Genomic DNA, 25,556 nt, shown 5'->3' with positions numbered 1-25,556 from the left:
TGCCGTCCTCGACGGCCGACCGCAGGAAAGCTGGGGCTTCTGGATCGACCGCGGCGCCACCATCATCCAGACCGACGAGCCAAAGGCCCTGATCAGCTGGCTGGAAGAGAATGGCTACCGCATCCCCTACGATCTGATGAACTGAGAATTACGGCGCCAGGCGCCAGGCGACGTTCCGCGGCGCATCACGGAGCTGTTCGAGTCTGGCCAGAGGGACATTCGGCCTCGCGCTTCGCCGAACTGATGGACATGAATCCGGCGGACGCGCGCGATGCATGGAGGCGGACGCGGCTTTGAGGCGCCGGCCCTTCCGGGTCTTTCGCGACATCGTGCTGCCGGCCAACTAGCATTGCTTTGGCCAGTGGGTTGACTTCACGGCAGCAGCGGGTATTCTCGACCGAACTGGTATGACCACTTGGCCACCTGGCCGAAAAGACGAGGAGCGTGATGTTTTCTGCCGTGGAGTCGCGTCGTCTGTACCGTCAGGTCGCGGACCAGATGCGGGGGCTGATCGAACGGGGCGAACTGGCGCCTGGTTCGCGGCTGCCGGCCGAGCGGGAGCTGGCGCAGATGTTCGGCGTCTCCCGACCCACCATCCGCGAGGCTCTGATCGTGCTCGAGGTCGAGGGCTTCATCGATATCCGCATGGGCTCGGGCATCTATGTCACGGCGCCGAAGCTCTCGTCGTCCGAGATGCCGCCGGAGGACTTCGAAGGTCCGTTCGAGTTGCTCAGGGCGCGCGCCGTGGTCGAATGCGCCATCGCCGAGGAGGCCGCCCGCCTGGCGCGCCCCGAGCACATCGCCGTCCTCGATGACAATCTGGCGCGGATGGCTGCCGCACTCGAGGATCGGCGCCTCGCGCTCGCGCTCGATCGCGAGTTCCACGTCATCGTATCGAGCATCATCGCCAACCAGACGCTGAACCGCTTCGTCGGCAGCATCCACGACATGCGCATGACGCCCTATTTCGAAAAGCTGGCGAGCTATTTCGAAAACACCGACACCTGGCGCGCCGCCATGGAGGAGCATCGCGTGATCCGTGACGCGATCGCCGCAGGCGACCCCGCCGCCGCACGCGCCGCGATGCGCGCCCATCTCGACCAATCTCAGATTCGCCTGTCGGCGAGCTTCGGGGAGGAGCCGTCCGACAGCGCGATACCCGCGGCCGCCGGGAGGCGCGCTGGAGGAAATTAGCGCTTTAATTCAATCACTTTATTTTCGGAGGAGAAGAGCATGAAATTCTTGACGCTCTTGGGGGCGACTGCGACCATTCTCGCTTCGGCGCTCGCCGCCGAGGCTCAGACGGTGCTCAAATGGGCGCATGTCTACGAGACCTCGGAACCGTTCCATACCGAATCCGTCTGGGCCGCCGAGGAAATCGGCAAGCGCACCGAGGGGCGCTACAAGATCGACGTCTTCCCGGCCTCGCAGCTCGGCAAGGAGGCGGACATCAACCAGGGCCTGAAACTCGGCACGGTCGATATCATCATTTCCGGCTCGAGCTTCGCCGCCCGCGAATATGCGCCGATCGGCGTCACCTATTTTCCCTATATCTTCCGCGACCCCGCCCATCTTATCGCCTACACCAAGAGCGATGTCTTCAAGCGGCTCGCCGCCGGATACGAGGAAGCCTCGGGCAATCATATCGCCGCCGTCACCTATTACGGCACCCGCCAGACCACGTCGAACCGGCCGATCGCCAAGTGCGCCGACATGCAGGGCCTGAAGATGCGCGTGCCCGACGTCCCTGCCTATCTCGCCATGCCGCGGGCCTGCGGCGCCAATACGACGCCGATCGCCTTTGCGGAGGTCTATCTCGCGCTCCAGAACGGCACGGTCGAGGCGCAGGAAAACCCGCTAACGACGATCGAGGCGAAGAAGTTCTTCGAGGTGCAGAAACACATCGTCCTGACCGGCCACATCGTCGACCACCTCAACACGGTCGTTTCGAAAAACTTGTGGTCGCAGCTTTCGGATGCCGACAAGAAAATCTTCACCGACGTGATGCAGGAGGCGGCCGAGCGCGCGACCAAGATCATCGAGGAACGCGAGAAGAAGCTCGTCGAGAGCTTCAAGGCGCAGGGCATCGACGTTGCCGAAGTCGACAAGGCCGATTTCGAAGCGAACGTGATGGAGAAGACGAAGCTCGAAGACTTCGGCTACAACAAGGAAGACTGGGAAGCCGTCCGCGCCATCAAGTGATCGCACGCTTGCCGGCCGCTCTGCCGAGCGGCCGGCATTCCGCCCACCATTCGCCGGATGATCGCCATGTCTCAGGAAATCCATTTGCAAGTGACGCCGGAGGAAATCGCCCATTCCTTCGACGAAGCCCCGCCAGCCGCCGACATTTCGAACTATGCCATCGAGGATTGGGCGACGCTCGCCATGTTCTGGGTGATGACGGCCTGCGTGTTCCTGCAGTTCTTCACGCGCTACGTGCTCAACAATTCCTATGCCTGGACCGAGGAGATCGCCACCAACTGCCTGATCGGCGTGGTGTTCCTGGGCTCGGTCATGTGCGTGCGGGTTTCCCGGCACATCCAGGTCGACGTGCTCTATCACTATCTGCCGCGGCCGGTGGCGCGGGTCCTGGCGATCTTCGTCGATCTCGTGCGGATCGGCTTCTTCGCCTATGCCTGCTGGCTCATGTGGCGCTATGTGGCAATCGTCGCGGATGAGCGCATGGTGACCGTCGATCTGCCGCGCAGCATCGTCTTCTACAGCGTCATGGCCGGTTTCGTGCTGATGCTCGTCCGCTCGATCCAGGTCTTCATCGCCAATCAGCGCCGCGGCTATTCGGTTCTCGAAAAGCCGGAGGAATTCCAGAAGGTTGAGGGCTGAGTCCCATGCTGCTGCTCGTCGGTTCGTTTCTTCTGCTCATGCTGGTCGGCTTGCCGGTCGCCATCTCGATGGCCGTCGCGTCGGTCCTCTATCTCGTGTTCTACAATGTCGCGCCCGACATCATCGCGGCGCAACGCATGATCGCCGGGGTCGAGAGCTTCCCGCTCCTGGCGGTGCCGTTCTTCATTCTCGCCGGCAACCTGATGAACTCCGCCGGCGTCACCGGCCGCATCTATTCCTTCGCCGTCGCTCTCGTCGGCTGGATGAAGGGCGGGCTGGCGCAGGTCAACATCATCGGCTCGGTGATCTTCTCCGGCATGTCGGGCACGGCGCTCGCCGATGCCGCCGGCATCGGCACGATCGAGATCAAGGCGATGAAGGATCATGGCTATCCGGTCGAGGCCGCCGTCGGCGTCACCGCCGCTTCGGCGACGCTCGGGCCGATCTTTCCGCCGTCGCTGCCCTTCGTCATCTACGGCATGATGGCGAACGTCTCGATCGGTGCGCTGTTCATGGCCGGCATCGTGCCGGGCGTGGTGATGACCGTGCTGATGATGCTGACGGTCGCGATCTTCGCCTACAAGCGCGGCTGGGGATCGGACACGCCGTTCGAGATGAAGCGCCTCATGTCGGCCTCGCTCGAGGTCGTCGTCGTACTCTCAGTCCCGGTCGTGGCCTATTTGCTGATGGCGGCAGGCCTCTCGATCAACGCCGCCGCCGGCATCGCCCTCCTCGTGCTGCTGGCCCTCGACTGGTATTTCGACTTTTCCGCCGTGATGGCGCTGATGACCCCGGTGATCCTGATCGGCGGCATGACGATGGGCTGGTTCACGCCGACCGAGGCGGCCGTCGCCGCGGTCTTATGGTCGCTGTTCCTGGGCCTCGTGCGTTACCGGACGATGACCCTGTCGACGCTGACGCGCGCCACCTTCGACACGATCGAGACGACCGCTTCGGTGCTTTTCATCGTCACGGCCGCCTCGATCTTCGCGTGGCTCCTGACCGTCAGCCAGGCCGCCCAGATGCTTTCCGGCGCGATCCTGACGATCACCGAAAACAAATGGGTGTTCCTCATCCTGGTGAACCTGTTGATGCTGTTCGTCGGCTGCTTCCTCGACACGATCGCCGCGATCACCATTCTGGTGCCGATCCTCCTGCCGCTGTCGGCCGAGTTCGGCATCGATCCGGTCCACTTCGGCCTGATCATGACCCTCAACCTGATGATCGGCCTTTTGCATCCGCCGCTCGGCATGGTGCTCTTTGTGCTGTCGCGCGTGGCCAAGCTCTCGGTCGAGAAGACCACCATGGCGATCCTGCCCTGGCTCCTGCCGCTCTTCATAGCGCTCATCCTCATCACCTTCGTTCCGGCGATCACCCTGTGGCTGCCGGCCACGGTCGGGCTGATCCGCTAAGTGGAGGAACCTTGATGCGTGCACGTCTCGCGAGGCTTCACGGCCAGCGTGATCTGAGGCTCGAAGCTCAGGATGTCGCGGAACCCGGCGAAGGCGAGGTCCTGTTGAAGATGGCCGCCGGCGGCATCTGCGGTTCCGATCTTCACTACTACCAGGACGGCGGCTTCGGTCCGATCCGGGTGCGCGAGCCGCTCATCCCCGGTCACGAGGCGTCGGGCCATGTCGCGGCGCTGGGCGCCAATGTCCCAGGCCTTGCGGTCGGCGAACTGGTGGCGGTCAATCCGAGCCAGCCCTGCGGCTCCTGCCGCTTTTGCGGCGAGGGGCTGTCCATTCATTGCCTGAACATGCGGTTCATGGGCAGCGCCATGCGCGTCCCCCACACGCAAGGCATGTTCCGCGACTGGCTGGTGGTTCCAGCTGGCCAATGTTTTCCGGCGGGCACGCTCGTCGGCGCGGGGGAGGCGGCCTGCGCCGAGCCGCTGGCGGTCTGCCTCCATGCGGTCGCCGAAGCGGGCGACCTGACCGGCAGGCGGGTGCTCGTCACCGGCGCGGGGCCGATCGGCGCGCTCGTCGTCGCCGCCGCCCGCCACGCCGGCGCGGCCGAGATCGTGGTCACCGATCTCGCCGACGCGGCGCTCGAGCGGGCGATCGCAATGGGCGCTGCGCGGGTCGTCAACATCCGCCGCGATCCGGCGGGCCTTGCTCCGTATGAAGCCGACAAGGGCCGCTTCGACGTCGCCTTCGAGTGCTCGGCGGCCGAACCGGCGCTGCGCAGCGCGATCGCGACGGTGAGGCCGCGCGGCCAGATCGTGCAGGTCGGGGTGACGGGCGATATCACCCTTCCGCTCAATGCGCTCGTCGGCAAGGAACTGCGGCTCGTCGGATCGCAGCGCTTCGATCGCGAGTTCGCCCTCGCCGTCGAGCTCATCGGCAGCCGCCGGATCGACGTCCGGCCGATCATTTCCCACAGGTTTCCGATCGAGGAGGCGGTGCAGGCCTTCGAGCAGGCGGGCGACCGCTCCGCGGCCTGCAAGGTGCAACTGACATTTCTGTCGTGATCGGTTTAATAGGTCGAACGCGGGATGCGGGCGGAAAACCGCGTCACGCTTATCCCGCTCGAGAGGAGTTGAAATGCGACATACATGGCGTTGGTTCGGACCGGTGGATAAAGCGAGCGTGCATGATGCGGCGCAGGCCGGCGCGCACGGGATCGTCAGCGCGCTCCACCACGTTCCGACCGGTGACGTCTGGCCGGCCGCCGAGATCGAGAAGCGGCAACAGGAAGTCCGGGCAGGTGGCCTGGAATGGGAGGTTGTCGAAAGCGTTCCGGTCTCGGAGAGCGTCAAGACGCAGACGGGCCCCTGGCGCGAGCATATCGCCAACTGGCAGGAGACGCTGCGGCGTCTTTCCGCCGCCGGCATCCGCACGGTCTGCTACAATTTCATGCCGGTGCTCGACTGGACGCGCACCGACCTGCGCTGGACGGCTCGCCACGGCGCCAAGGCGATGCGCTTCGACCGGATCGATTTCGCGGCGTTCGACATCCATCTTCTGGAGCGGCCGGGCGCGCTTGAAGATTATGACGCGGAGACACGCGCGAAGGCCGAGCGGCGCTTCGGCGAGATGACCGAGGAACGGCGGGTTGCGCTGTCGCGGAACGTCGGCGCCGGGCTTCCGGGATCGGCGGACGGCTACAGCCTGCCGCAGCTCCGCGACCACCTTAAGACCTATGCCGGCATCGACCGCGAAAAGCTCAGGCGCCACCTCGTCGATTTCCTCACCGAAGTGACGCCGGTCGCCGAACGGGTCGGCATCAACATCTGCGCCCACCCGGACGATCCGCCGTGGGCGCTGCTCGGCCTGCCGCGCATCCTGTCCACGGCGGAGGATTATGCCTTCATGCTGCGCGAGGTCGATAGCCCTGCGAACGGCGTCACCTTCTGCACCGGCTCGCTCGGCGCCCGCGCGCAGAACGATCTCCCGGCGATGGTCCGCCAGTTCGCCCCGCGCATCCACTTCGTCCATCTTCGCAATGTCCGCCGCGAGGAGGACAGGACGCCATGCTCGTTTTACGAGGACGAGCATCTGGAGGGCGACACCGACATGGTGGCGGTGATCGCCGAACTGCTCGAGGAGGAAAAACGGCGCCGAGCTGCCGGGCGCGCGGACCACCAGATCCCGATGCGGCCCGACCACGGCCAGGAAATCCTCGACGACCTTGCGCGCGGTGCCCAGCCCGGCTACCCGGCCATTGGCCGCCTGAAGGGGCTCGCGGAACTGCGCGGCATCGAACGCGCCCTTTCGCATGCGGTCATGACAATCCCTTCATCGCGATCGTGATGAACCAGCGATTGCCTTTCGGCGGCGCGACATTCCTGGATCCGCAGCATGGGCGGGAGCAGGTCACAAGGTCGGTGGCCGAACCCCTTGGTACGAGCACGATCAAGGTCGTCGTCACGCGGTTTGTGAAACTGTCTCAAATACCTCATTTCGGGCGTCTCTGGGCTGCCTTTCGGCGCGCCGACGCGCACGATATTCAGGTAGATGTGGCCCATTCTGGCCTGGCGAACTTCGCCGGTTAGGGCCTCAGCTCAGGCCAAAGAACGACAAGATTGCTATCACGACCACTACGAGACCCACGAGGTAAATCAGTTGGTTCATGGTCCACTCCTTTCAGCGAGTTGAACGAGCACCACTGCAGGCGAGTTCCAATTTGTTTTTCTCGAGGCTGCCGGCCTGCGCGCCGGGCAGGAGGAATTTCGCGCCCTGAACACATTTCAAGCTTAGTTCGCCATTGCTCCGGTCCCAAAGGGAGGGCGCCATAGTCCAATATGTCGGCAGACGGTCGTTGTGAGGCCGTCGACCGTCCGGCCTCAGCCCGGCGTTGACCGACGTCAACCGGAGCAGGCCAATGGCCGGTCCGCGCGCCGTCGCTCGCGAAAGCGGCCATGGTAGGCTGCCGCCCGTCACGACAGCGGGAGGTCACGGGCGTTGCGCCGTTTCAGCCTGCACAGCGGAGTTCACATTGGCGGCCGGCGGGAGGTATACCGCGACGTCGCGGCCCCTGTTGTCCAGCAGTGCGCCTCCGACCAGCAGATAAGCTGCGATCGCCAGCATCGCGAGGAGTGCAATGGCCAATGGCGCGCCTGCCGACGCCTTTCGCTCCGGTTGCCCATAACGGTTTCTGTTGTACATCACGACATCCTCTCGCAACGCGATCCGGACAGAACTGTCCACCTAGAGCATATTGCAGTCAGGTGGAATCACCTGACGTCGCACAAAATGCGGCGAAAACAAGCAGATAGAGCGGTGGCGCGAACGCATGTGAGCGCATCCCCCTCTAGTTGGCGGATGGAGCCCCAGAGCTGCCCGGAAGGGACTATCGAGGCGGCCCTGGGACCCATGCCCACAGTGGTGGCCGGGGGTTGCCGTTTGCCTTGTGGACACACATCAAAGGCATATGTAGCGAAAGAGCCGTGCAGCAACCGCCGTAAGACCTTTGCCCGCGCCATACCGGACTAAGGTCCGGGTGACCGGCGACTGCATCCGGCGCCTTCGACGGGGTCGCCCTCCAGGCTCTCCGGGGCAATTCTCTCTTTTTATATCAGCAATTTACAGCGAATGGAGGAATTGGAATACATGCTCTTTCGAGCTAGTTCTTACCCGAACATCAAAGGTCCGTTACCATCCCCTTGCGAGAACGTTCCGAAACCGCATCGACTTTTTTGACGATCTCATGCTGCGGGCCGGTGGGGTGCCAATGACCTGCCGCAGCGGCTATGCCGTGCGCGTGCGTCCAAATGCGCGCAGCAGCAGGTTGACGGAAACGGCCACCTTGTCGATGTCCGGAATGTCCTGCGAATAGCGGCCTGTATAAAGCTTGACGATCATTTTGTCCCGTTCGGCGCCATGCAGATCGAAATGGAGATGCAGATAGTAGAGTTGCTTGTCGCCGGCACGGCTGATGTCGCCGCGCCGCTGCGTCACCTGCCTGAGTTCCGAGCGCATCGGCTCGAAGCCGTTGATGCTCAGCCTCACGCGCGTGGATTGGAAGCGGGTGCGGGTCGAAACGGCGACGACCGCCTTGTCAAGCGACAGGCTGACCAGCCGTCCCGTCGTTCCGTCGACATCGACGGCTTCGTCGACCTTGAAGGCCTGGAAGAGGCGCCGCGGCTTTTCGAAACAGATCAGCGAGGCGATGAGCAGGATGACGATGTTGATGCCGGCCCAGAGTGCTGCAACGGTCGAAAAGGAGCCGTGCACGCGCGACGTTTCGGGAACGATGTTGATCACGAGGCCGGCGGCGGTGATGACGATGAGGCTGGCGATCCAGGTGAAGGTATAGCCATCGAAGACGCTGGCCTCGTTGGCGCTGCCCTTGGGCGTGACCTTGAACGGCTTGCCGAAGGGGCGCACTAGGCTGGACACTACCGTCGGCAACATGCGGAAGGTCGCGAAGGTGCCGACGGCGCTCGAGACCAGCGGCAGGTATCTGGTCGGCGTGATCCACAGCATCAACAGGAAATAGGCCGTGAGCAGCGGCACCTGGTTGGAAACGTAGTCGCCGACATCGGTAAAATAGAGCGGCAGCGCACCGAACCAGAGATAGACGATCGGAACGAGAATGACCATGAAGCGGACCAGGTACTGGACCAGCCAGGACATCGGCAGGAACATCACGCGCTGGAACAGGTTCAATCCCGGCCCGCGCAGCGGCCCGTTGTGCAGATAAAGCGTCTGAATCCCGCCCTGGCACCAGCGTTCGCGCTGAACGAAATAGCCGGTCAGGTTCTCCGCGGCGAGCCCCATCGACAGCCGCTCGTTCAGGTAGCGGGTCTTATAGCCCTTGTTCAGCATCGCAAGCGTGCTCAGGAGGTCTTCCGTGATCGATTCCGTCGGGAAGCCGCCGATCGCGTCGATCGCCTTGCGCCTGGCGATCGAGCAGGAGCCGCAGCAGAAGCTGACATCCCAGACGTCGCGGCTCGGGGCGATCTCGTCGAAGAACAGCCGCTGCTCGTCCGGCCAGATGTTTTCCAGCCCGAGATTGGACTGCACCGGATCGACATTGAAGAAGTGCTGGGGCGTCTGGACGATGCCTATGGTCTCGTCGGAGAAGAAGGGCAGCGTCCGGCGCAGGAAGTGTTGGTAGGGGACGAAGTCCGCGTCGAAGATCGCGACGAAGTCGCCGGAACTGACCTCGAGGCCGTTGTTCATGTTGCCGGCCTTGGCATGGGCATTGTCGCGCCGCGTCACATGGACGACGCCCCGGGTTTCGCAGAAGGTCTTGAGCCATTGGCGGCGGCCGTCATCGAGCACGTAGATGTTTAACTTGTCCTTCGGGTAGTCGAGCGCCAGTGCCCCGACGATCGTTCGCTCCAGCACGTCGAGCGGCTCGTTATAGGTCGGAATGAAGACGTCGACGGTGGGCAGCCCGCTCTGGTCGCGCGCGAAGAAGGCGCGCCCGAGCCGGTCCGCCTCGGCACTGCGGTCGACGTAGCGGCTCATCAGGATGAGGAACAGCGAGACCTCGGCAAAGGCGAGCAGCTCGACGATGAACACGATCCAGACCCAGTAGAAGTTGGCGCCGTCGGCGGGGTAGGGCAGGACGGTCTCGGTCAGCCGCCACCAGATGTAGCGAAGCGCGACGGCGCCGACGAAGCTGCAGGTAAGCGCCCGCGTCCAGGTCTTGTGCCGCGGCCAGTTGGACGGGCCGAGCAGGAAGAACGCGATGACCACGAAGGTCGGTGCCAGCGCTAGAAGAGACTGAACCACAGGCTTTCTATCCACTGCGTGAGGCGCAGAGTGCGCTTCGAGAAGCGCACCTGCGCGGTTCGTCCCACCTGGCAGAAATTGGCAAAGTCGGTGTTGAGGGCCGAGGGCTGCAGCGCGACGCGGATCCTGGCATTGCGTTCGTCGGTTTCCGGCTCGTTGGCGGCAAGCGAATCCTTCTCGACGACGGCGGAGCTGCCTTTCACCGCTTGCACCCGCCCTTCGAAGACTTCGGCGCGGCCGAATAGCCGCACCTCCGCCGTCCGCCCGGGATAGATGTCGTCATAATCGACCTCGGGAACGAGGATATCGACGAAGAGCTGGCGGCAGTCGAGAATCCGCAGCAGCTCGTTGTTGAGAACGACGTTGGAACCGTTGACGACATTGCGGGTCCACACGACGCCGCCGAAGGGAGACGGGACCGTTGCAAGTTCGAGGCTGCGAACGCGCTTTTCCTCCTCGATCAGCTGCTCCCGGACCTCGGCCGCGCGCGTCTTGTTTTCGGCGATCCGCGTGTTGAGGTCGCCGATGCGGACCATGACCTCATCCTGGCGCTGGCGGGAATAAGGCACGTCGTTCTGGCCGTCGCCGACGACGAATATGCCTTGGCGCACCGCGTCCAGCCGATGCTGCAGCAGCTCGACCGTCAGATTGTTGATCTCGACCTCGCCGCCTGTCGCTGCGCCGGCGGCTTGCGCCGACTCCACCATCTTGCGGGTGAAGATGCCCTTCGATTCCAGCTCCTGCCGCCGGTCGAGATCGACCTTCGCGACGACGTCCTGGGCCCGCGCGACCTCGACCCGCTTCTTGAGGATCTCAAGCTCCCGTTCCAGGCTGGCGATCGTCGCGCTCCTGAAGACGTCGAGCCGCTCGCCAAGGTCATCGCGGAGCGCGGCAAGCGCGTCGCGCTCCTGCTCCAAAGCCGCGACGCGGTCGACCGCGGTCTGGTGCTCGGCGCGCAAGGAGGCGAGAATCGCGCGATTGACGCGGTCGTTACGAATGGTCAGCAGCGTCTCGCCTTCGGCAACCGGGGTCCCGATGCGGGGCGGCGCCTGGCCGACTTCGCCGTCGATCGGCGCATTTATGATCGCAAACCGCGCATTGACGGTCCCGTCGAGGCTGGTGAACCCGGTCAGGCCCGGCAAGAGGACGATGACGGCAACAATCAAGAGAAGGATGCCGACCGCGACGCGCGTGACTCGATGGTTCAGGATCATATCCCAGCCGCCCCGTACTCACTGCCCCCGTACGCACTGCCCCGTGTACACTGCCTTGACAGCTTGAACGCAGACCGGGCGATCCACTGCCGACGCAATCGGATCTGTGCGATGCTGCATCCCGTGCACTCGATTCGGCGCGCTCCCATGACAAGCATTCATCGGTATCTCGCGTTGAACAACCCTCAATTTTACGTGCTTTGGTGGTGAGAAAATGAAAATACCGGTTCCGAGCGCCGCAATCTCGCCTCGACGGGATCCTGCGCATGCAAGGAGAATTCAGAAATCACTAACTTGCTGGTCGTGCGGCATTGACCGCGACACGTTGTGCGATAATTTTCAATCGAGACCTAAGTCTTTGAGGTGCATCAACGTCAAGGGGGCTTTTCCCGACTAGCAGGGTGATGCGTTGGGGGGGGCACGAAGCGGGGAAAGGGAAGGCGCGGATGCGGAACGGCGATACCAGACTGCCTGCTTCATCTTCCGTGGAGACCGAGTTTTTCACCCGGGCGGACGAGCTTGTCTCCCTTTATGACGAGGGGTTCCAGCTCACCCGATGCACGGAAAGGCACAGAAAGGTATATGCCGTCGACTCGCTGGTGGAGACGACGCTGTGGCACATCTATCCCGAGCTACTGGCCCCCGGCGCGAAATCCGCGGTCGAATTCGTCCTCGCGAGCGGGCTGCCGCGAACCGTCGAGATCGCGGACGCGACGACGGGCAATCGCCGCACCCTGGTCCTCTTCCGCAGCGACCGCGGACTTGGGGTGATGGAGGCGGAACGCAGCGCCACCCACCGCGAGACATCGAGCCAGAGCGAGAGCGATCGCGCGCTCCTGCTTCACCAGGCGACCCATGACGCCCTGACGGGACTGCCGAACCGGCGGCAGTTCAGCGATCAGTTGCATGCCGCATTGCCGGCGCCGAACGGCGCCCGGCTGGCCCTCATGCAGATCGACCTCGACGATTTCAAGTCGATCAACGACACTTTGGGCCACGGCGTCGGCGACGATGTTCTGAAGATGGCGGCGGAGCGGATCAGGAGCGTGCTGCGGGAGCGGGAATTCGCTTATCGGCTGGCCGGCGACGAATTCGCGGTGATCCAGTGGAGGGCCGATCAGCCAAGGGAGGCCGAGCGTCTCGCCGATGCGCTGATCAACGCCTTCAAGGAGCCGTTCACGGTTGACGGCATAAACGTTTTCGTCGGCGCCAGCGTCGGAATTGCCGTCGCCCCGGCGGATGGGAACGAAGTCGAGCAGCTGATGAAGGCGGCGGACATTGCGCTCTATGCCGCAAAGAAGGATGGCCGCAGCCGGTCAAGGACCTTCACGCGCTCGATGCTGATCGTGCTCGAACAGCGGGAAGTCCTGCGCCGCAGCCTGCGCACCGCCCTTCAGGAGGGCCAGTTCTTCATCGAATACCAGCCGCTCGTGAAGCCGTCCGCCTCGGTCGTCGGTTTCGAGGCGCTGTTGCGATGGCGCCACCCGCAGATCGGCGTCATTCCGCCGAATGTCTTCATTCCCATGGCGGAAGCCGACGGCCTGATGAGCGAGATCGGGCAGTGGCTCCTGGAGCAGGTCTGCCGCGCCGCCCTGACCTGGCCCTCCCATTTCACCGCCGCCGTCAACCTCTCCCCCGCGGAATTCCTGCACGAAGGTCTCACCGATCGCGTGGCCCAGACGCTCGACCTCGTCGGCTTCCGTGCCGACCGGCTCGAGCTCGAGATCACCGAGTCGGTGCTTCTGGAGCGGACGATCAACAATCTCGATACGCTCAACACCCTGAATGTCCTGGGTGTTCAGATTTCGCTAGATGATTTCGGCACTTTTTACTCCTCGCTGAGCTACCTGAAGAATTTTCCCTTCGACACGATCAAGATCGACCAGTACTTCATCAAGGACGTCGAGCGGGACGAGAAGAGCCAGACGATCGTGCGCACGATCATCGCGCTCGCCCATGGTCTCGGCATGCATGTGACCGCCGAGGGAGTGGAAACGGCAGAGCAGGCGGCCTGGCTCCAACGGGAGGGTTGCGACCGGCTGCAGGGGTACTTTCTCGGTTTTCCGATGCCGGCGGAAGCGATCGGCGAGTTTCTCCGCAAGGCCCCGGCGAGGCTGCAGCGTATATGGGATGGCAACATGCACAAGGCCAACAGTTGAGCGCGCATCTACCTGTGAGCGTGATGCGCCTTGAAGGGGCGGGGATCCTTTGGGCATCGTCAAATAAGGAGGAGGATACGGCATGAATCTAGCCGAAAAGGAGCCAGTGGAAGCTGCTTTCGAGCCCCTGCTCCAATTCGAGATGGAGATGGGAGCCTTTCTTTCGGACTGGCAACATTGCGATCAGGTCTCGAGTTTCATGGCGAGGATGATCAGCCACAATCGGACGGATCCGGTCCGGCATTCGAACTTCTTTTCATCCGCCTTGAACGAGCTCCTGGAGGTGTCGTTCCGCGGCGGTTCGCCCGACGGCCAGATCGGCTGTGCCGTCTATCGGCAAGGCGCGAAGGAACGGGTGAAGCTCACCTTTCCCTGCCCGCCGGGGCAGAGGCAGTTCTATCGCGAGGCCGTGTCGAAGACCCGAAGGGGCAATGCCTATGCGCGCTATCTCGATGCCATTTCGACCGATCTCGCGCCGAGCAGGGACGTCGTTCTTTTGGAGCTGGCGATCAATTTCGATGCGGACATTCGCCTGGAGGAAAGCGATCCGCCGTCGATAACGCTCGTCGTGGACTTGCCTCTTGAAGGAATCGTCAGTTGAGCACGTCGAACCTTGCAGCACAGTTCCAAGCGGACTTCGACCCCAACAGCCAGGAGTTCTCGCTCGCTGGCGTGATCCGTCCGCATTCCGCCGACGAGATCGCCACGAGCCTGTCGATGCTCAGGGAGGCGATCGACAATGTGCGCGGCGTTCTCTACATCAACGTGAAGCGCCTGGTGCAGATGAACAATACGGCCTTCCACGCCTTTGCGCGCGTCCTCCTCGATGCCTGCCGGGTGAGGTCTGACCTACGCTTCGTGGTCGTGACGTCGAGCGTCGTCGGCTGGACGGAACGCATGTTCGGGCATCTGAACAGGATCGAACCGCAGGTCACCGTCGAGGTCTACGACTCCAAGTTCTATCCCGGCCAGAGCTTCGTCGAAAACACCAGCTTCATCCCGATACTGCGCACCCAGACCAAGATGACCTGGCGCCACGAACGCACGATCCTTCCCCGCCACGGCATGCGCCCGGGAATGGCGATGGCCGACATCTGCTGCGGCATCGGCGATTTTGCCCTGCTCGTGCGCAAGGAGTTCCAGCCGGGGCGGATCGTCGCCCTCGACCATTCGCGGGCAAGCCTCGCCTATGCGCGCGACGTGGCGGCAGGCTTCGGTATCGCCGATATCGAATACACCTACGGCGACGCGTCCGAGATGCTGCTCGAGGACAACCAGTTCGACTTCGTGACCTGCCGCCACTCGCTGCAGATCTTCAACCAGCCGGACGTATTGCTGAAGGAGCTTTACCGGATCTGCAAGCCCGGCGGGCGGGTCTACATCACCAATGAGAAGAATTCGCACTGCCTGGGCGAGCCGCGCTCAAAGAGCATCCAGTGGACCTATAACGAGGTCGCGAAGCTGTTCAGCCACTTCGAGATGGATGTCGAACTCGGGCCCAAGAGCCGGCGCTACCTTGCGGATGCCGGCTTTGATGACATTCTCGTCGAGTCCTTCATGGTCACCAATCTCGACGGCGACCCGCAGGATTTTGCCGATGTCATCACCGCCTGGGAAAACGTCTATGCCGGCGAGATGGCTGTCAAACGCGGCGACCCGCCGGAGTTCATCGAACGCTTCCGCCAGGGCTTCCGGGACCATATCTTCGCCGCCCTCCATCCCAAAGGCTACGCGGGCTGGCCGATCTGGGCCGCGTCGGGACGCAAGCCGCTATGAGCGTGTTCGGCGACAAGACCGCCCGTCTAGGCTTGCGCTCGTTCCGCGCCAAATTCGTTCTCGTCGTCGGCAGCGCAGTGCTCTTCGATCTGCTCGTCACCGGCGGGCTTGCGCTTTGGAACGTGCAGAGGCTTTCCCGCGATGCCGCCGCCGAGGTCGGCCGTGGCCTCGAAGAGGCGAGCCAGGACTATATCCAGTCCTATGTCGAAACGACCGCGGCGCGCGTCAATCTGCTTCTCGACCAGGTCCACTCCGACGTCGGCACTCTGGCAGGTGTCCTCCAGGCGCAGATCGACCGACCGCTGCGAGAATCACAAATCGGCGAGGCGATGTCGCGCGGCGCGCCGGGAACGGTGACCGTCACCTACAACGAGAAAGGCGGTTGGGCGCAGAACCTCCCCGGCCCCTTGTCGGTCGTCAGCGTCTGGGGATACCTGCTCGATTCCAATCACGTTCCGCTTCCCGAGGTCCAGACGGACATCGAGAACAGCGCCGTCCTCGACCTCGTCGCCCCGAGCCTGCTCGCAAACGGCCAGTCGAAGCTGCAGATGTACTATATCGGCCCGAAGGAGCGGCCGATCTTCAGGACGGCACCCTATACGGATCAGGCGCAGACCTTCGACCGGCTCTATCCGGGCCATAACCAGGCCGAGTTCTGGTCTTTCTTCTTCCCCGGACTTTATGAATCCTGGGAAGAATGGGCGCGCGATCCCGCGTCACGGCCCGTAAGCAACGATGTCACCCAGACGGCGCCCTATACGGATGCGATCACCGGAAAGCTCATCGTGAGCTTCTTCCAGCCGCTGTGGTCGCGCGACCGCAGCCGCGTGGCGGGTGCTGCCGGAACCGATATCACGCTCGACCAGTTGGCCGAGATCGTCGAGAACGTCAGGGTTGCCAGCACCGGCTTCGGCTTCCTGACCATGTCGGACGGAAACGTGGTCGCCATCAACCCTGTCGGAGAAAAGGTCATCGGCCTTGTGTCTTCCAGTGCCGCAGGGGGTGAGGGCGTGACCGGCCTCGACCGCTCGCTGCGCCGAAGCGTGCAGCCGGAGATAGCGCAGCTCCCATTGGGCGAGGACGGGCTGTTGCGCCACATTCACCTCGACGAGCAGGGCGAGAAGGTGCCGTATCTGGTCGTCATGAAACAATTAAAGCCGACGAATCTATGGGTGTCCGGCCCGGTTCGGCGCGAAACCATGATGCTCGGCATCGTCGTGCCGGAACGCGAAATCTATGCATCACTGTTTGCCGCCCAAGCCGGCATCTCGCAGGCGACAAACAGGATCCTGATCTACCAGATCCTGGCGCTGCTCGTTTCCCTGTGCTTCGTCATCATGGCGGTCTTCGCAATATCGAAGCGGATAACCGGCGGCATCAGCGCGCTCGCCAATGCCGCCAAGCGCATCCAGGCCATGGATTACTCCGTCCGCGTCGATATCCCGAGCCGCGACGAGGTCGGCGCGGCGGGGGCTGCCTTCAATCGCATGGCGGAGCAGATCAGCTATCATACGGAAAATCTCGAGCAGCTCGTTGAGGATCGGACCAAGGAGATCGAGGATGCGAACCTGCAGATCTCGGCCCTGAATCAGCAGCTGCGTAGCGAGAACTTGCGTCTCGGCGCCGAACTGGCGGTAGCCCGGCAGATCCAGATGATGGTCCTGCCCAAGGCCGGCGAGCTCGAGGAGATCCCCGATCTCGAGATCGCCGCTTATATGCGGCCGGCAGACGAGGTCGGCGGCGACTATTACGACGTCCTGAAGAACGGCACGCGGCTGAAGATCGGGATAGGCGATGTGACCGGGCACGGGCTCGAGAGTGGGGTGCTGATGCTGATGGTCCAGTCGGTCGCGCGCGCCTTGCAGGAAGCGGGCGAGATGGACCCACCCCAATTCCTCAATCGGCTGAACCGTGCCATCTACAAGAACCTCGTCAGGACCAGCACCGACAAGCATCTGTCGCTCGCTTTCCTCGACTATGACGGCGCGCGCTTGACGCTCTCCGGCCAGCACGAGGAACTGATCGTCGTGAGGGATCTCGGACAGGTGGAGCGGATCGACACGCTCGACCTCGGCCTGCCGATCGGATTGGAGCCGGACATCTCGTCTTTCGTGGCGACTCGCGAGATCTCCTTCGGCCGCGGCGACATGATCGTTCTTCACACTGACGGCGTGACCGAGGCGGAGAACCGGAGCGGCGAACTCTTCGGCATCGAGAGGCTCTGCGAAAGCGCGCGTCGCCGCTACGGCGGCAGCGCCGAGGACGTTAAAACCGGAATCATCGACGATCTGATGGCGCATATCGGCACGCAGAAGATCCACGACGATATCACGCTGGTGGTTATGAGGCACAGGTGAGATGACGACCCTATACGGACTGGAGGACCTCGCAATCGGAACGGGCGAAAGCGTCACGAGGCTTCGTCTTTACGACGGCCCGCTCGACCTCGGATGGAAGCATTGCGCGCTGACCTCGGACTTCGTCGCCGAGTTCGTGGCGCTGCGCTACAGAGCCTCCCGCAGCCTGTACAAGGAGGTGCGGCACAATGTCGGCTATCTGACCAATGAGCTCATTGAGAATGCCGTGAAGTTCCGCGCCCCCGGCGAAATCGTGGTGGAAGCGTCGATCGTGGCCAGCGCCTTCCGCGCAAAGGTCTCCAACTTCGTCGATGAGGATACGGCAGAGCGGTTCCAGCGCCTACTGTCGGAAATAACCGTCGGCGATCCGGGGGATCTGCTGATAAGACGGATCGAAGCCAATGCGACGGGCGCGGGGTCGGGGTCGGGGCTTGGACTTCTCACCCTCATGAGCGATTATGGGGCCCGCTTCGCCTGGGTCTTCGGATCCGGCGGACAGGACAGCACGATCCCGCTGGAGACCTACGCCTCTATCAGCGTCCCCGATCTCTCGAATTGATGGGCAGCACAGGACATGGAAATCAAGGCAGACGAATACCGTGTTTGGGCGGAAGGCAAGGACATCTACTTCGATGGGACCATGCGCCTGCCCAGCACCGACGCCTATGCGCCGATCTTTTCCCTGGTGATGAGCGTCATCGAGTCGGACCCCGATCGCATGACCATAGACCTGACGGGCCTCCAGTTTCTCAATTCGTCCGGAATCAACCTGCTCGCAAAGCTCACGATCGAAGCGCGCAACCGGCCGAATATCCAGTTCACCGTCCGCGGAAGCTCGCAGTTTCCCTGGCAGTCGAAGTCTCTGCCGAATCTCAAGAAACTGCACCCGGGCGTCGATCTCAGGCTGAGCTGACGCCCTCAGGCTGAGCTGACGACAGCGCGCCTCAGCCCCGGACCGGCTTCAGCCAATCGCCGATCGTCGCCCCGCGGCGCTGCTCCGACGGGGCAACCGGTGCGACCAGGCGTTCTGTCGCCGCGGCGGACTTGCGGATCTCGCGCGGCGTCGCGCCGAATTCATTGCTGAAGGCCCGCGTGAAGTTGGCGGCGAGATCGAAGCCGGCGGCTTCCGCAATCTCCCCGATCGGCCGGTTGTTGGTCGGGTCGCTCAAGTCCGCATAGGCCTGTAGAAGCCGACGGCGGCGAATATAGTTCGAGACGCCGCCGCTCGGCTCGAACAATTGGTAGAGGCGCGTGCGGGAGATGCCGAGCGCGCGGCAGATGGCGTCGGGCGTCAGCTGCTCCGAATGAAGGTTGAGATGAATGTAGCGGTGCGCCCGCTCCATTATTCCCATATTCGTGGGGGCGCTCCCCGCGTCCGGCCTGACCGACGATGCGGCGCATGCGACGACCATGTCGCGGATGGTGCGCACGATCCGCAGCACCTCCTCGGCCGTGAGGTTTCCGAGCGCCTGTTCCATGCCGCCGATGTAGTTGACGAGCAAATCGGCCAGGCTGCCGGAAAACACCGCATTGTTGGCAGCCTCGAGCAGGCCGGCATCGTCCGCGAGCAGTTCAAAGGGCATGAAGAGAAGGACGGCCGAGGCCTCCGTCGTCCGCCCGCGATAGGGGTAACCGAGCGACCGAAGAAAGAGATCGCCGGGCCCTATCTCCGTCACGCGGCGGTCGACCTCGGTCCACGACCGGCCGCTGTGAAAAAGCCCGACATTCCAGTGATCGATCGGGCTGGAGCGCAGCATCGCACGCGAGCGGATGTAGCTGTGGGCGGGCGCGCGCTGCTGAACGACGAGCAGATCGCCGAGATGCCATCCGATCTGCTCTGCGGGAAAGCCGTCGTTCTTAGAGACCCCGTCCGGCAGGCGGACCTCCACGAGGGGCGCCATATGGGCGCGAAAGTATTGGAACTGATCCGCCGGCGGCACTTCGAGCGTCGAGAACCGGGAGGGCACGAGCGCAGGAACGCCGACCTGGCGCTGGCGCCGGACGGGCGGTTCACGCGGCCAACGGCGCCGCTCCATATGGTCCGACCCGCTCGGACCTTCGTTGGAGTCGTCTTCCGATTCGGCTTCTCTCGTCATGCAGGTTCTCCAGCGCACGATTTGCCCAAGGCGCGAGACGCAAGCGATCAATCGTCTGGCAGGGCGGCGACGGCCACACGGCAGGCGAATCGCCCAAGAGTGGAGCCGGTTCAGGCCGCCACACTCAGGAGTTCTCCGTTATACCTCGTTTTGGTTAGAAATGCACGGAGCGATAAGTATCCGGATTGGGTGATAATGACAATCACTCTCAATGATTGTATCAATAACAACATGGTTGAAGGAAATAATGTCTCGCGTAAAAACAGCCATTTTCGAACGAATATTATTTTAATTACCTAGTATTTATCCCCGATGTGAGAAAATTCTTATTTAGAACTAAGATGTTGACGAGGATTTTCCACTATGTATTTGCGTAAAGCGTCTACAAACACGTCATTTGAGCTTGATAACGATAGTGACTTGCTGCGGCGCCGGAAAATCCAGAAGCGAATACTTGTTGCCGGCGGGGCAGGCTTTCTCGGAGCACATCTCTGCGAACGCCTGCTCGCCGCCGGGCATCAGGTCACCTGCCTCGACAATTTCTCGACCGGGCTGAGGCGCAACATCGCGCCATTGCAGCGCTTCGGCACCTTCAGCATCATCGCCCACGACATCGTGCAGCCGATGGATATCGAGGTCGACGAGATCTACAATCTCGCCTGTCCCGCCTCGCCGTCCCATTATCAGGCAGACCCGATCCAGACGACCAGGACCTGTGTCATCGGCGCGCTGAACCTTCTCGAGCTGGCTGCTCGCCGAGGGGCGCGCATCTTCCAGGCATCGACCTCGGAAATCTACGGCGACCCGCACATCCATCCGCAGGTGGAGAGCTATTGGGGAAACGTCAATCCCTTTGGCCCGCGCGCCTGCTACGACGAAGGCAAGCGCTGCGCCGAAACCCTGTTCTTCGACTTCCACAGGATGCACGGGGTCGACGTCAAGATCGTCCGCATCTTCAACACCTACGGTCCCCGGATGCGCCCGGATGACGGTCGCGTCGTCTCGAACTTCATCGTCCAGGCGCTGAAGGGGGCGGACATCACCATCTACGGCGACGGCTTGCAGACGCGCTCCTTCTGTTTCGTCGACGACATGATAGACGGGTTCCTCCGCGTGATGGCGTCGCCACCGTCGTTCACCGGTCCGGTCAATCTCGGCAACCCCGGAGAATTCATGATCGGCGAACTCGCCGCGCAGGTGGTCGAACTGACCGGCTCGCGCTCCAGGATCGTCCATCGGCCCTTGCCCGCCGACGACCCGCGCCAGCGCCGGCCGGACATCTCGCTCGCGATCGGCGAACTCGGCTGGCGCCCAACGGTCGCTCTTGCGGAGGGGCTTGCCGAAACCATCCGCTATTTCGAGGGCCTTCTCACCCGATCGACTTTGGAAACAAGGGAGCTCGCCTGATGGACGCGCCGCGCATTCTCGTCACGGGTGGCGCCGGCTACATCGGCAGCCATACCGCAAAGCTTCTCCGCACCGAGGGCATCGAGCCCGTCGTCTACGACAATCTGGCGACCGGCAACCGCTCCGCCGTGCGCTGGGGACCGTTCGTGGAAGGGGATATACTCGACGTCGCGCATCTCCTCGCGGTGATCAAAGAGTATGCGCCCGACGCGGTCATCCATTTTGCGGCCTCCGCCTATGTCGGCGAGTCCGTCGCCGATCCTGCCAAATACTATCGCAACAACGTCCGTGGGACGTTGACGCTCCTCGAGGCGTGCCGGCGCACCGGTCTCGACAAGATGATCTTCTCGTCGAGCTGCGCCACCTATGGCGCCCCGGCGATGCTGCCGATCGACGAGGCGACGCCGCAGGCACCGATCAGCCCCTATGGCAAGTCGAAGCTGATGGCCGAGCACATGCTCGCCGACTATTCGGCGGCCTTTGCGTTGAGCTACGTGTCGCTGCGCTACTTCAACGCCTGCGGCGCCGACCCGGAGGGCGACCTCGGCGAATGGCACGATCCCGAGACGCATCTCATTCCGCGGGCGCTCATGGCTGCGGCCGGCACTATTCCGCATCTTGAGGTGTTCGGTGAGGACTACGATACGCCCGACGGAACCTGCGTGCGCGACTACATCCACGTCGCCGACCTCGCGCACGCCCATCTGCTGGCCTATCGCTATCTGGTCAGGGGCGGCGAGAGCCTCGCGCTCAATCTGGGCACGGGCCGCGGCTTTTCGATCCGGCAGGTGCTGCGGACGGTCCGCGAGGTGACGGGGCGCGACGTCCCGGTCGTGTTCCATCGGCGCCGCCGCGGCGATCCACCGATGCTCTACGCCGATGCGAGCCTCGCCTATCAGACGCTCGGTTTCCTGCCCCGCTACTCCGATCTCGATACGATCGTTCGCACCGCCGCGCCGTTCTTCGGACTGGAGGTGCGGGCTTGAGGAGACTTTCGGCCAACAGGAGGGAAGTTGCCGCGGAAAGCGGCGAAGCGCTGCTCGTGCCGGTGCTCACCGGCTGGCGCAAGGCGGAGTTTCTGGCGGGGGCCGGAGTCTGGGCCGCCAGCCTCGTTTATTTCTGGGGCTGGTGGCTCGACCCGCGCCATCACAGCAACGCCTTCGGCAGCATTCTCGTCACCGCGACGCTCGCATGGGTCACCCTGCTGCCCGCCTATTTCATCATCGTGTTCTATCGCGCGGCCAAGCCGAGCGGACCGTTGCGCCTGCCGGCGACGAGCCGCGTCGCCATGGTCGTCACCAAGGCGCCGTCAGAGCCTTTCCCGGTCGTTGCGCAGACGCTGAGGGCGATGCTCGCCCAGGACCTGCCGCATGATACCTGGGTCGCTGACGAGGACCCTTCCGAGGAGACGCTCGCCTGGTGCCGCCAGCATGGCGTTCACGTCTCGACCCGCAAGGGGCGGGCCGATTATCACCGCACCTCCTGGCCGCGGCGCACGCGCTGCAAGGAAGGCAACCTCGCCTTCTTCTACGATCACTACGGCTATGAACGCTATGACTTCGTCGTCCAACTGGACGCCGACCACGTCCCCGAGCCCGGCTACCTCCTCGCGATGCTGCGCTCTTTCGCCGATCCGGCGGTGGGTTACGTCTCGGCGCCGAGCATCTGCGACCGGAATGCCGCCGAAAGCTGGTCGGCGCGCGGGCGGCTTTATGCGGAGGCGAGCATGCATGGCGCGCTCCAGGCCGGCTACACCGGCGGGCTCGCGCCGCTGTGCATCGGCTCGCATTATGCGGTGCGCACGGCGGCCCTTGCGGCTATCGGCGGGCTCGGTCCGGAACTGGCCGAGGATCACTCGACGACATTGATGATGAACGCCGCCGGCTGGCGCGGCGTCCATGCGCTCGATGCGATCGCCCATGGCGACGGGCCGCGCACCTTCGGCGATCTCGTGACCCAGGAGTTCCAGTGGTCGCGCAGCCTCGTGACGATCCTGCTGCAGCACTCGCCGCGCCTCATCGGCCGGTTGCCGTCGCGACTGAAATTCCAGTTTCTCTTCTCACAGTTCTGGTATCCGCTTTTCGCGTGTTTCATGGCGCTGATGTTCGCGATGCCGATCATCGCCCTTGCGCGCGGCGAGACCTTCGTCGCCGTGACCTATCCCGATTTTCTCGTGCATTTCGTGCCGCTGTCGAGCGTGCTCGTCGTACTGGCGCACCGCTTGAGGGCAGCAGGTACCTACCGGCCATACGACGCGAAGATCCTGAGCTGGGAATGCATGCTCTTCCTGTTTGCGCGCTGGCCCTGGGCCCTTGCCGGTACCGCGGCGGCGGTGCGCGACTGGCTCACCGGCTCCTTCGTGGATTTCCGCGTGACCCCCAAGGGGACATCCGCGGTCGATCCGCTGCCCCTGCGTGTGCTTTCGCCCTATGTGGTCCTCGCCATCGCGGCGGTGCTGCCGGTGCTTCTGGTCGACGAGGCGGCCACGGCGAACGGCTTTTACCTTTTCGCGGCCCTGAACGCCGCGAACTACAGCCTACTCCTGGTCGTCATCGTCGTGCGCCATGCACGCGAGAATGCGATCGCTGCAGCGCCCCGCTTCTATCGGCATGCGATCGCCGCCGGGCTTCTGGCGCTCGTCGCGCTGCCGGGCATCGCCGTTGCCGAGCGCGGGAAAGAGGGGCTCGAGGCGCTTGCCTGGGGGGCGGGGCACCTCCGGCTCTTCGAGGAGCGCTATGCGGCGGCAGGCGCCGGCCAGGGCGGCAAGGCCCTCCGCAAGATCGTCTTCCGGCCGCGCTGGATCTCCGCCGGGCCGGAAAAGGGCATGCGAGGGACAGGAGCATCATACGGCGTGCTCCCCGAAACCGAGGCGAGCGACTTCGGAGGAATGCAGTGAGGAATAAATCAAAGGCGATCGCCTTCGCATCATTCGGTCTGTTGCTGTCGGGCACGGTGCTCGCCGCCAACATGCCGGGCGGGATTCTCGACGCGAACTCGCCGAAAATGGCAGCGCCATCGGACAAGCGGCCTGTGCTGACGGAGGATTCTATCACCTTCGGCGCCTATGACCCGCACGGGGACTTTGGCGAAGCGGCGAGTTCCAGGATCGAACATCTGTTCCTGCCCTGGGAAGACGTCGATCTGTCGACGCTCGCGCTTGCCGATGACTATGCCCTGGCGCGCGGGCGCACCCTCCTGATCACGATCGAGCCCTGGTCCTGGTCGCCAGACTGGCGGCTCTCCGGGCAGGAGCTTCTCGGCGCGATCCTCGGCGGCGCGCGCGACGAGAACATGGCCGCGGTCTGCTCGACCGCTGCGGCGCTCAAGAGCCCCGTCATCATTCGGTGGGGCCAGGAGATGGACGAAACGGACAGCCAGTTTTCCTGGTCGCACTGGGGCGGCGCGGGTTTCAAGGCCGCCTACCGGCGCATGGTGAACGTCTGCCGTGCCCATCTCGGGACCGCGAAATTCATGTGGTCGCCGAAGGGAAACGAAGGCCTGGAGGCCTTTTACCCCGGGGACGACGTGGTGGATGTCATCGGGCTCTCGGTGTTCGGCTTGCAGGCCTATGACCGGGCGACGAAGGGACGAGACCAGACCTTTCAGGAGCGGCTGGCGCCCGGATACGAGCGGGTGAAGGGCTACGGCAAGCCGGTCATGGTCGCCGAACTCGGGTATGAGGGCGATGCCGAATATGTGAGGAACTGGGCGGCGAACGCCGCGAAGCGTCATGGCGAATTCCCGCACCTGACGGCAGTGGTCTACTTCAACGACCGCGAAGTCTATCCCTGGCCGGAAGGCTATGGCAAACCGGACTGGCGGGTGGTGAGCGACGGCACGCTGGTGCGGCAGGACGCGGCAGGAGGGACGAGATGAAGGCGATCATCCGCGGACTGGCTTTCACTATCGCCGTGGTCGCCGGCATCGGTGCGGCATCGACCGAGGCGGCCGCCGCCCGGAAGCGTGCCACGTCGACGCCGCTGACGCAGGCGGAACTCTACGCGCTTTACGGCCAGAAATCCTGGATATGGAAGAAGGGTGCCGGCTATTTCTCGGTGCGGCAGCGCCGGTTCACCGCCTGGTCCGCGGAGAACGGATCGCCCTCCTACGGCATCGGCCGTTGGTTCATCGCGGGGCAGGGGAAGCTCTGCTTCAAGGCGGACTGGCACGCCAGGGACGGCTCGGCTCCCGCGACGACCTGCTTCAGCCACCGGAAGCGCGGCGGCGTCATCTACCAGAAGCGCGAGCCGGATGGCGAATGGTACGTCTTCAGACACGCGCCCACCAGGGCTGACGACGAATTTATGAAGCTCCGGCGCGGCAACTATGTGAGTGCCCGGCTGAGCCGGATCGAGAACAGACTCGGCAAGGTCAAGTAGCCTTGCCGGGAAAGGAGTTGCGCGGCCGGTCGGCGTCAGCACATCAACCCCGGCTCCGTTGAGATGAGCCCGGCGTCGGCCGACGCGCAACTCCGACCTGAAGCCGAGGGCATAGCGTGTTTAACTCGAGCGCGGCCGGGGTA

At 63.5% G+C, this 25,556-nt stretch carries 22 protein-coding genes and 1 pseudogene; 19 read left to right on the top strand and 4 right to left on the bottom strand.

The features are described 5' to 3' along the window. From ATB98_RS28720 to ATB98_RS04410, 8 genes and pseudogenes are all read left to right on the top strand, one after another. Positions 1-145, top strand: a pseudogene (locus tag ATB98_RS28720) (DUF4996 domain-containing protein); the annotation flags it as partial. A 302-nt stretch (positions 146-447) separates the two neighbouring features. Continuing rightward, on the top strand, positions 448-1,194 hold the full coding sequence (locus tag ATB98_RS04440) for a FadR/GntR family transcriptional regulator (protein WP_066869626.1): 747 nt from the start codon (positions 448-450) through the stop codon (positions 1,192-1,194). 39 nt (positions 1,195-1,233) lie between these two features. Then, on the top strand, positions 1,234-2,202 hold the full coding sequence (locus tag ATB98_RS04435) for a sialic acid TRAP transporter substrate-binding protein SiaP (RefSeq protein ID WP_066869623.1): 969 nt from the start codon (positions 1,234-1,236) through the stop codon (positions 2,200-2,202). Positions 2,203-2,268: 66 nt separating this feature from the next. Beyond that, positions 2,269-2,841, top strand: coding sequence for a TRAP transporter small permease (locus tag ATB98_RS04430; protein ID WP_066869632.1), 573 nt, complete (start codon positions 2,269-2,271; stop codon positions 2,839-2,841). Positions 2,842-2,846: 5 nt separating this feature from the next. Then, a complete protein-coding gene (locus ATB98_RS04425) occupies positions 2,847-4,253 on the top strand; it encodes a TRAP transporter large permease (protein WP_066869620.1) in 1,407 nt (468 codons plus the stop codon). Between the two features lie 14 nt (positions 4,254-4,267). Next, on the top strand, positions 4,268-5,311 hold the full coding sequence (locus ATB98_RS04420) for an L-idonate 5-dehydrogenase (RefSeq protein WP_066869618.1): 1,044 nt from the start codon (positions 4,268-4,270) through the stop codon (positions 5,309-5,311). 73 nt (positions 5,312-5,384) lie between these two features. Next, positions 5,385-6,593 (top strand): mannonate dehydratase, encoded by a 1,209-nt coding sequence (gene uxuA, locus ATB98_RS04415; RefSeq protein WP_066869616.1) that lies wholly within the window; start codon positions 5,385-5,387, stop codon positions 6,591-6,593. Further along, entirely contained in the window at positions 6,593-6,835 is a 243-nt protein-coding gene (locus ATB98_RS04410) for a hypothetical protein (RefSeq protein ID WP_066869613.1), read from the top strand. Before uxuA ends, ATB98_RS04410 begins: the two co-directional genes overlap by 1 nt. A gap of 400 nt (positions 6,836-7,235) precedes the next feature. On the opposite strand, the gene ATB98_RS04405 is transcribed toward ATB98_RS04410, so the two are convergent. The 3 genes from ATB98_RS04405 to ATB98_RS04395 form a co-directional block, all read right to left on the bottom strand. Then, positions 7,236-7,448, bottom strand: a complete 213-nt coding sequence (locus tag ATB98_RS04405) for a hypothetical protein (RefSeq protein WP_066869611.1) — start codon at positions 7,446-7,448, stop codon at positions 7,236-7,238. 582 nt (positions 7,449-8,030) lie between these two features. Continuing rightward, a complete protein-coding gene (locus ATB98_RS04400; RefSeq protein ID WP_066869608.1) occupies positions 8,031-10,025 on the bottom strand; it encodes a glycosyltransferase in 1,995 nt (664 codons plus the stop codon). After that, entirely contained in the window at positions 10,007-11,239 is a 1,233-nt protein-coding gene (locus tag ATB98_RS04395; RefSeq protein ID WP_066869605.1) for an HlyD family secretion protein, read from the bottom strand. Before ATB98_RS04395 ends, ATB98_RS04400 begins: the two co-directional genes overlap by 19 nt. 446 nt (positions 11,240-11,685) lie before the next feature. Between ATB98_RS04395 and ATB98_RS04390 the strand changes: the two genes are divergently transcribed. The 6 genes from ATB98_RS04390 (at position 11,686) to ATB98_RS04365 (ending at position 18,444) form a co-directional block, all read left to right on the top strand. Next, positions 11,686-13,398 (top strand): putative bifunctional diguanylate cyclase/phosphodiesterase, encoded by a 1,713-nt coding sequence (locus tag ATB98_RS04390; RefSeq protein WP_066869602.1) that lies wholly within the window; start codon positions 11,686-11,688, stop codon positions 13,396-13,398. Positions 13,399-13,480: 82 nt separating this feature from the next. Continuing rightward, positions 13,481-13,999 (top strand): ubiquinone biosynthesis methyltransferase UbiE, encoded by a 519-nt coding sequence (locus ATB98_RS04385; protein WP_066869600.1) that lies wholly within the window; start codon positions 13,481-13,483, stop codon positions 13,997-13,999. After that, the gene (locus ATB98_RS04380) at positions 13,996-15,174 is read left to right on the top strand and encodes a class I SAM-dependent methyltransferase (protein WP_066869597.1); all 1,179 of its coding nucleotides are present in this window, start codon (positions 13,996-13,998) and stop codon (positions 15,172-15,174) included. The genes ATB98_RS04385 and ATB98_RS04380 overlap by 4 nt, the downstream gene beginning before the upstream one ends. Beyond that, positions 15,171-17,531, top strand: coding sequence for a SpoIIE family protein phosphatase (locus ATB98_RS04375; protein ID WP_066869593.1), 2,361 nt, complete (start codon positions 15,171-15,173; stop codon positions 17,529-17,531). Before ATB98_RS04380 ends, ATB98_RS04375 begins: the two co-directional genes overlap by 4 nt. 1 nt (position 17,532) lies before the next feature. After that, a complete protein-coding gene (locus ATB98_RS04370; protein WP_066869590.1) occupies positions 17,533-18,090 on the top strand; it encodes a slr1658 superfamily regulator in 558 nt (185 codons plus the stop codon). 15 nt (positions 18,091-18,105) lie between these two features. Further along, on the top strand, positions 18,106-18,444 hold the full coding sequence (locus ATB98_RS04365; protein WP_066869586.1) for a slr1659 superfamily regulator: 339 nt from the start codon (positions 18,106-18,108) through the stop codon (positions 18,442-18,444). A 31-nt stretch (positions 18,445-18,475) separates the two neighbouring features. Here ATB98_RS04365 and ATB98_RS04360 read toward each other — a convergent pair whose 3' ends face one another. Beyond that, positions 18,476-19,627 (bottom strand): helix-turn-helix domain-containing protein, encoded by a 1,152-nt coding sequence (locus ATB98_RS04360; protein ID WP_066869583.1) that lies wholly within the window; start codon positions 19,625-19,627, stop codon positions 18,476-18,478. 363 nt (positions 19,628-19,990) lie between these two features. On the opposite strand from ATB98_RS04360, the gene ATB98_RS04355 reads away from it, so the two are divergent. The 5 genes from ATB98_RS04355 to ATB98_RS04335 are packed head-to-tail and all read left to right on the top strand — an operon-like array spanning position 19,991 to position 25,413. Further along, positions 19,991-21,034 (top strand): UDP-glucuronic acid decarboxylase family protein, encoded by a 1,044-nt coding sequence (locus tag ATB98_RS04355; protein WP_066869580.1) that lies wholly within the window; start codon positions 19,991-19,993, stop codon positions 21,032-21,034. Continuing rightward, complete coding sequence (gene galE, locus ATB98_RS04350; RefSeq protein ID WP_066869578.1) at positions 21,034-22,020, top strand: UDP-glucose 4-epimerase GalE; 987 nt, start codon at positions 21,034-21,036, stop codon at positions 22,018-22,020. The genes ATB98_RS04355 and galE overlap by 1 nt, the downstream gene beginning before the upstream one ends. After that, the gene (locus tag ATB98_RS04345) at positions 22,017-23,930 is read left to right on the top strand and encodes a glycosyltransferase family 2 protein (RefSeq protein WP_084435284.1); all 1,914 of its coding nucleotides are present in this window, start codon (positions 22,017-22,019) and stop codon (positions 23,928-23,930) included. The genes galE and ATB98_RS04345 overlap by 4 nt, the downstream gene beginning before the upstream one ends. Further along, positions 23,927-24,910 (top strand): glycoside hydrolase family 26 protein, encoded by a 984-nt coding sequence (locus tag ATB98_RS04340; protein ID WP_157111021.1) that lies wholly within the window; start codon positions 23,927-23,929, stop codon positions 24,908-24,910. The genes ATB98_RS04345 and ATB98_RS04340 overlap by 4 nt, the downstream gene beginning before the upstream one ends. Beyond that, positions 24,907-25,413, top strand: a complete 507-nt coding sequence (locus ATB98_RS04335) for a DUF995 domain-containing protein (protein WP_066869575.1) — start codon at positions 24,907-24,909, stop codon at positions 25,411-25,413. The genes ATB98_RS04340 and ATB98_RS04335 overlap by 4 nt, the downstream gene beginning before the upstream one ends. Positions 25,414-25,556 lie beyond the last annotated feature (143 nt).

It is taken from the genome of Sinorhizobium saheli (genome assembly GCF_001651875.1).
GTDB lineage: Bacteria > Pseudomonadota > Alphaproteobacteria > Rhizobiales > Rhizobiaceae > Sinorhizobium > Sinorhizobium saheli.
Note: the sequence above shows the minus strand (reverse complement) of the source record. Positions and strands in the feature narration are given on the sequence as shown.

Coding starts and splice junctions, on each gene's coding strand:
- ATB98_RS04335 (WP_066869575.1), top strand. CDS start 24,907: ATGAAGGCGATCATCCGCGGACTGGCTTTCACTATCGCCGTGGTCGCC.
- ATB98_RS04370 (WP_066869590.1), top strand. CDS start 17,533: ATGACGACCCTATACGGACTGGAGGACCTCGCAATCGGAACGGGCGAA.
- uxuA (WP_066869616.1), top strand. CDS start 5,385: ATGCGACATACATGGCGTTGGTTCGGACCGGTGGATAAAGCGAGCGTG.
- ATB98_RS04385 (WP_066869600.1), top strand. CDS start 13,481: ATGAATCTAGCCGAAAAGGAGCCAGTGGAAGCTGCTTTCGAGCCCCTG.
- ATB98_RS04440 (WP_066869626.1), top strand. CDS start 448: ATGTTTTCTGCCGTGGAGTCGCGTCGTCTGTACCGTCAGGTCGCGGAC.
- ATB98_RS04395 (WP_066869605.1), bottom strand. CDS start 11,239: ATGATCCTGAACCATCGAGTCACGCGCGTCGCGGTCGGCATCCTTCTC.
- ATB98_RS04425 (WP_066869620.1), top strand. CDS start 2,847: ATGCTGCTGCTCGTCGGTTCGTTTCTTCTGCTCATGCTGGTCGGCTTG.
- ATB98_RS04410 (WP_066869613.1), top strand. CDS start 6,593: ATGAACCAGCGATTGCCTTTCGGCGGCGCGACATTCCTGGATCCGCAG.
- ATB98_RS04375 (WP_066869593.1), top strand. CDS start 15,171: ATGAGCGTGTTCGGCGACAAGACCGCCCGTCTAGGCTTGCGCTCGTTC.
- ATB98_RS04430 (WP_066869632.1), top strand. CDS start 2,269: ATGTCTCAGGAAATCCATTTGCAAGTGACGCCGGAGGAAATCGCCCAT.
- ATB98_RS04355 (WP_066869580.1), top strand. CDS start 19,991: ATGTATTTGCGTAAAGCGTCTACAAACACGTCATTTGAGCTTGATAAC.
- ATB98_RS04435 (WP_066869623.1), top strand. CDS start 1,234: ATGAAATTCTTGACGCTCTTGGGGGCGACTGCGACCATTCTCGCTTCG.
- ATB98_RS04360 (WP_066869583.1), bottom strand. CDS start 19,627: ATGACGAGAGAAGCCGAATCGGAAGACGACTCCAACGAAGGTCCGAGC.
- ATB98_RS04405 (WP_066869611.1), bottom strand. CDS start 7,448: ATGTACAACAGAAACCGTTATGGGCAACCGGAGCGAAAGGCGTCGGCA.
- ATB98_RS04390 (WP_066869602.1), top strand. CDS start 11,686: ATGCGGAACGGCGATACCAGACTGCCTGCTTCATCTTCCGTGGAGACC.
- galE (WP_066869578.1), top strand. CDS start 21,034: ATGGACGCGCCGCGCATTCTCGTCACGGGTGGCGCCGGCTACATCGGC.
- ATB98_RS04365 (WP_066869586.1), top strand. CDS start 18,106: ATGGAAATCAAGGCAGACGAATACCGTGTTTGGGCGGAAGGCAAGGAC.
- ATB98_RS04420 (WP_066869618.1), top strand. CDS start 4,268: ATGCGTGCACGTCTCGCGAGGCTTCACGGCCAGCGTGATCTGAGGCTC.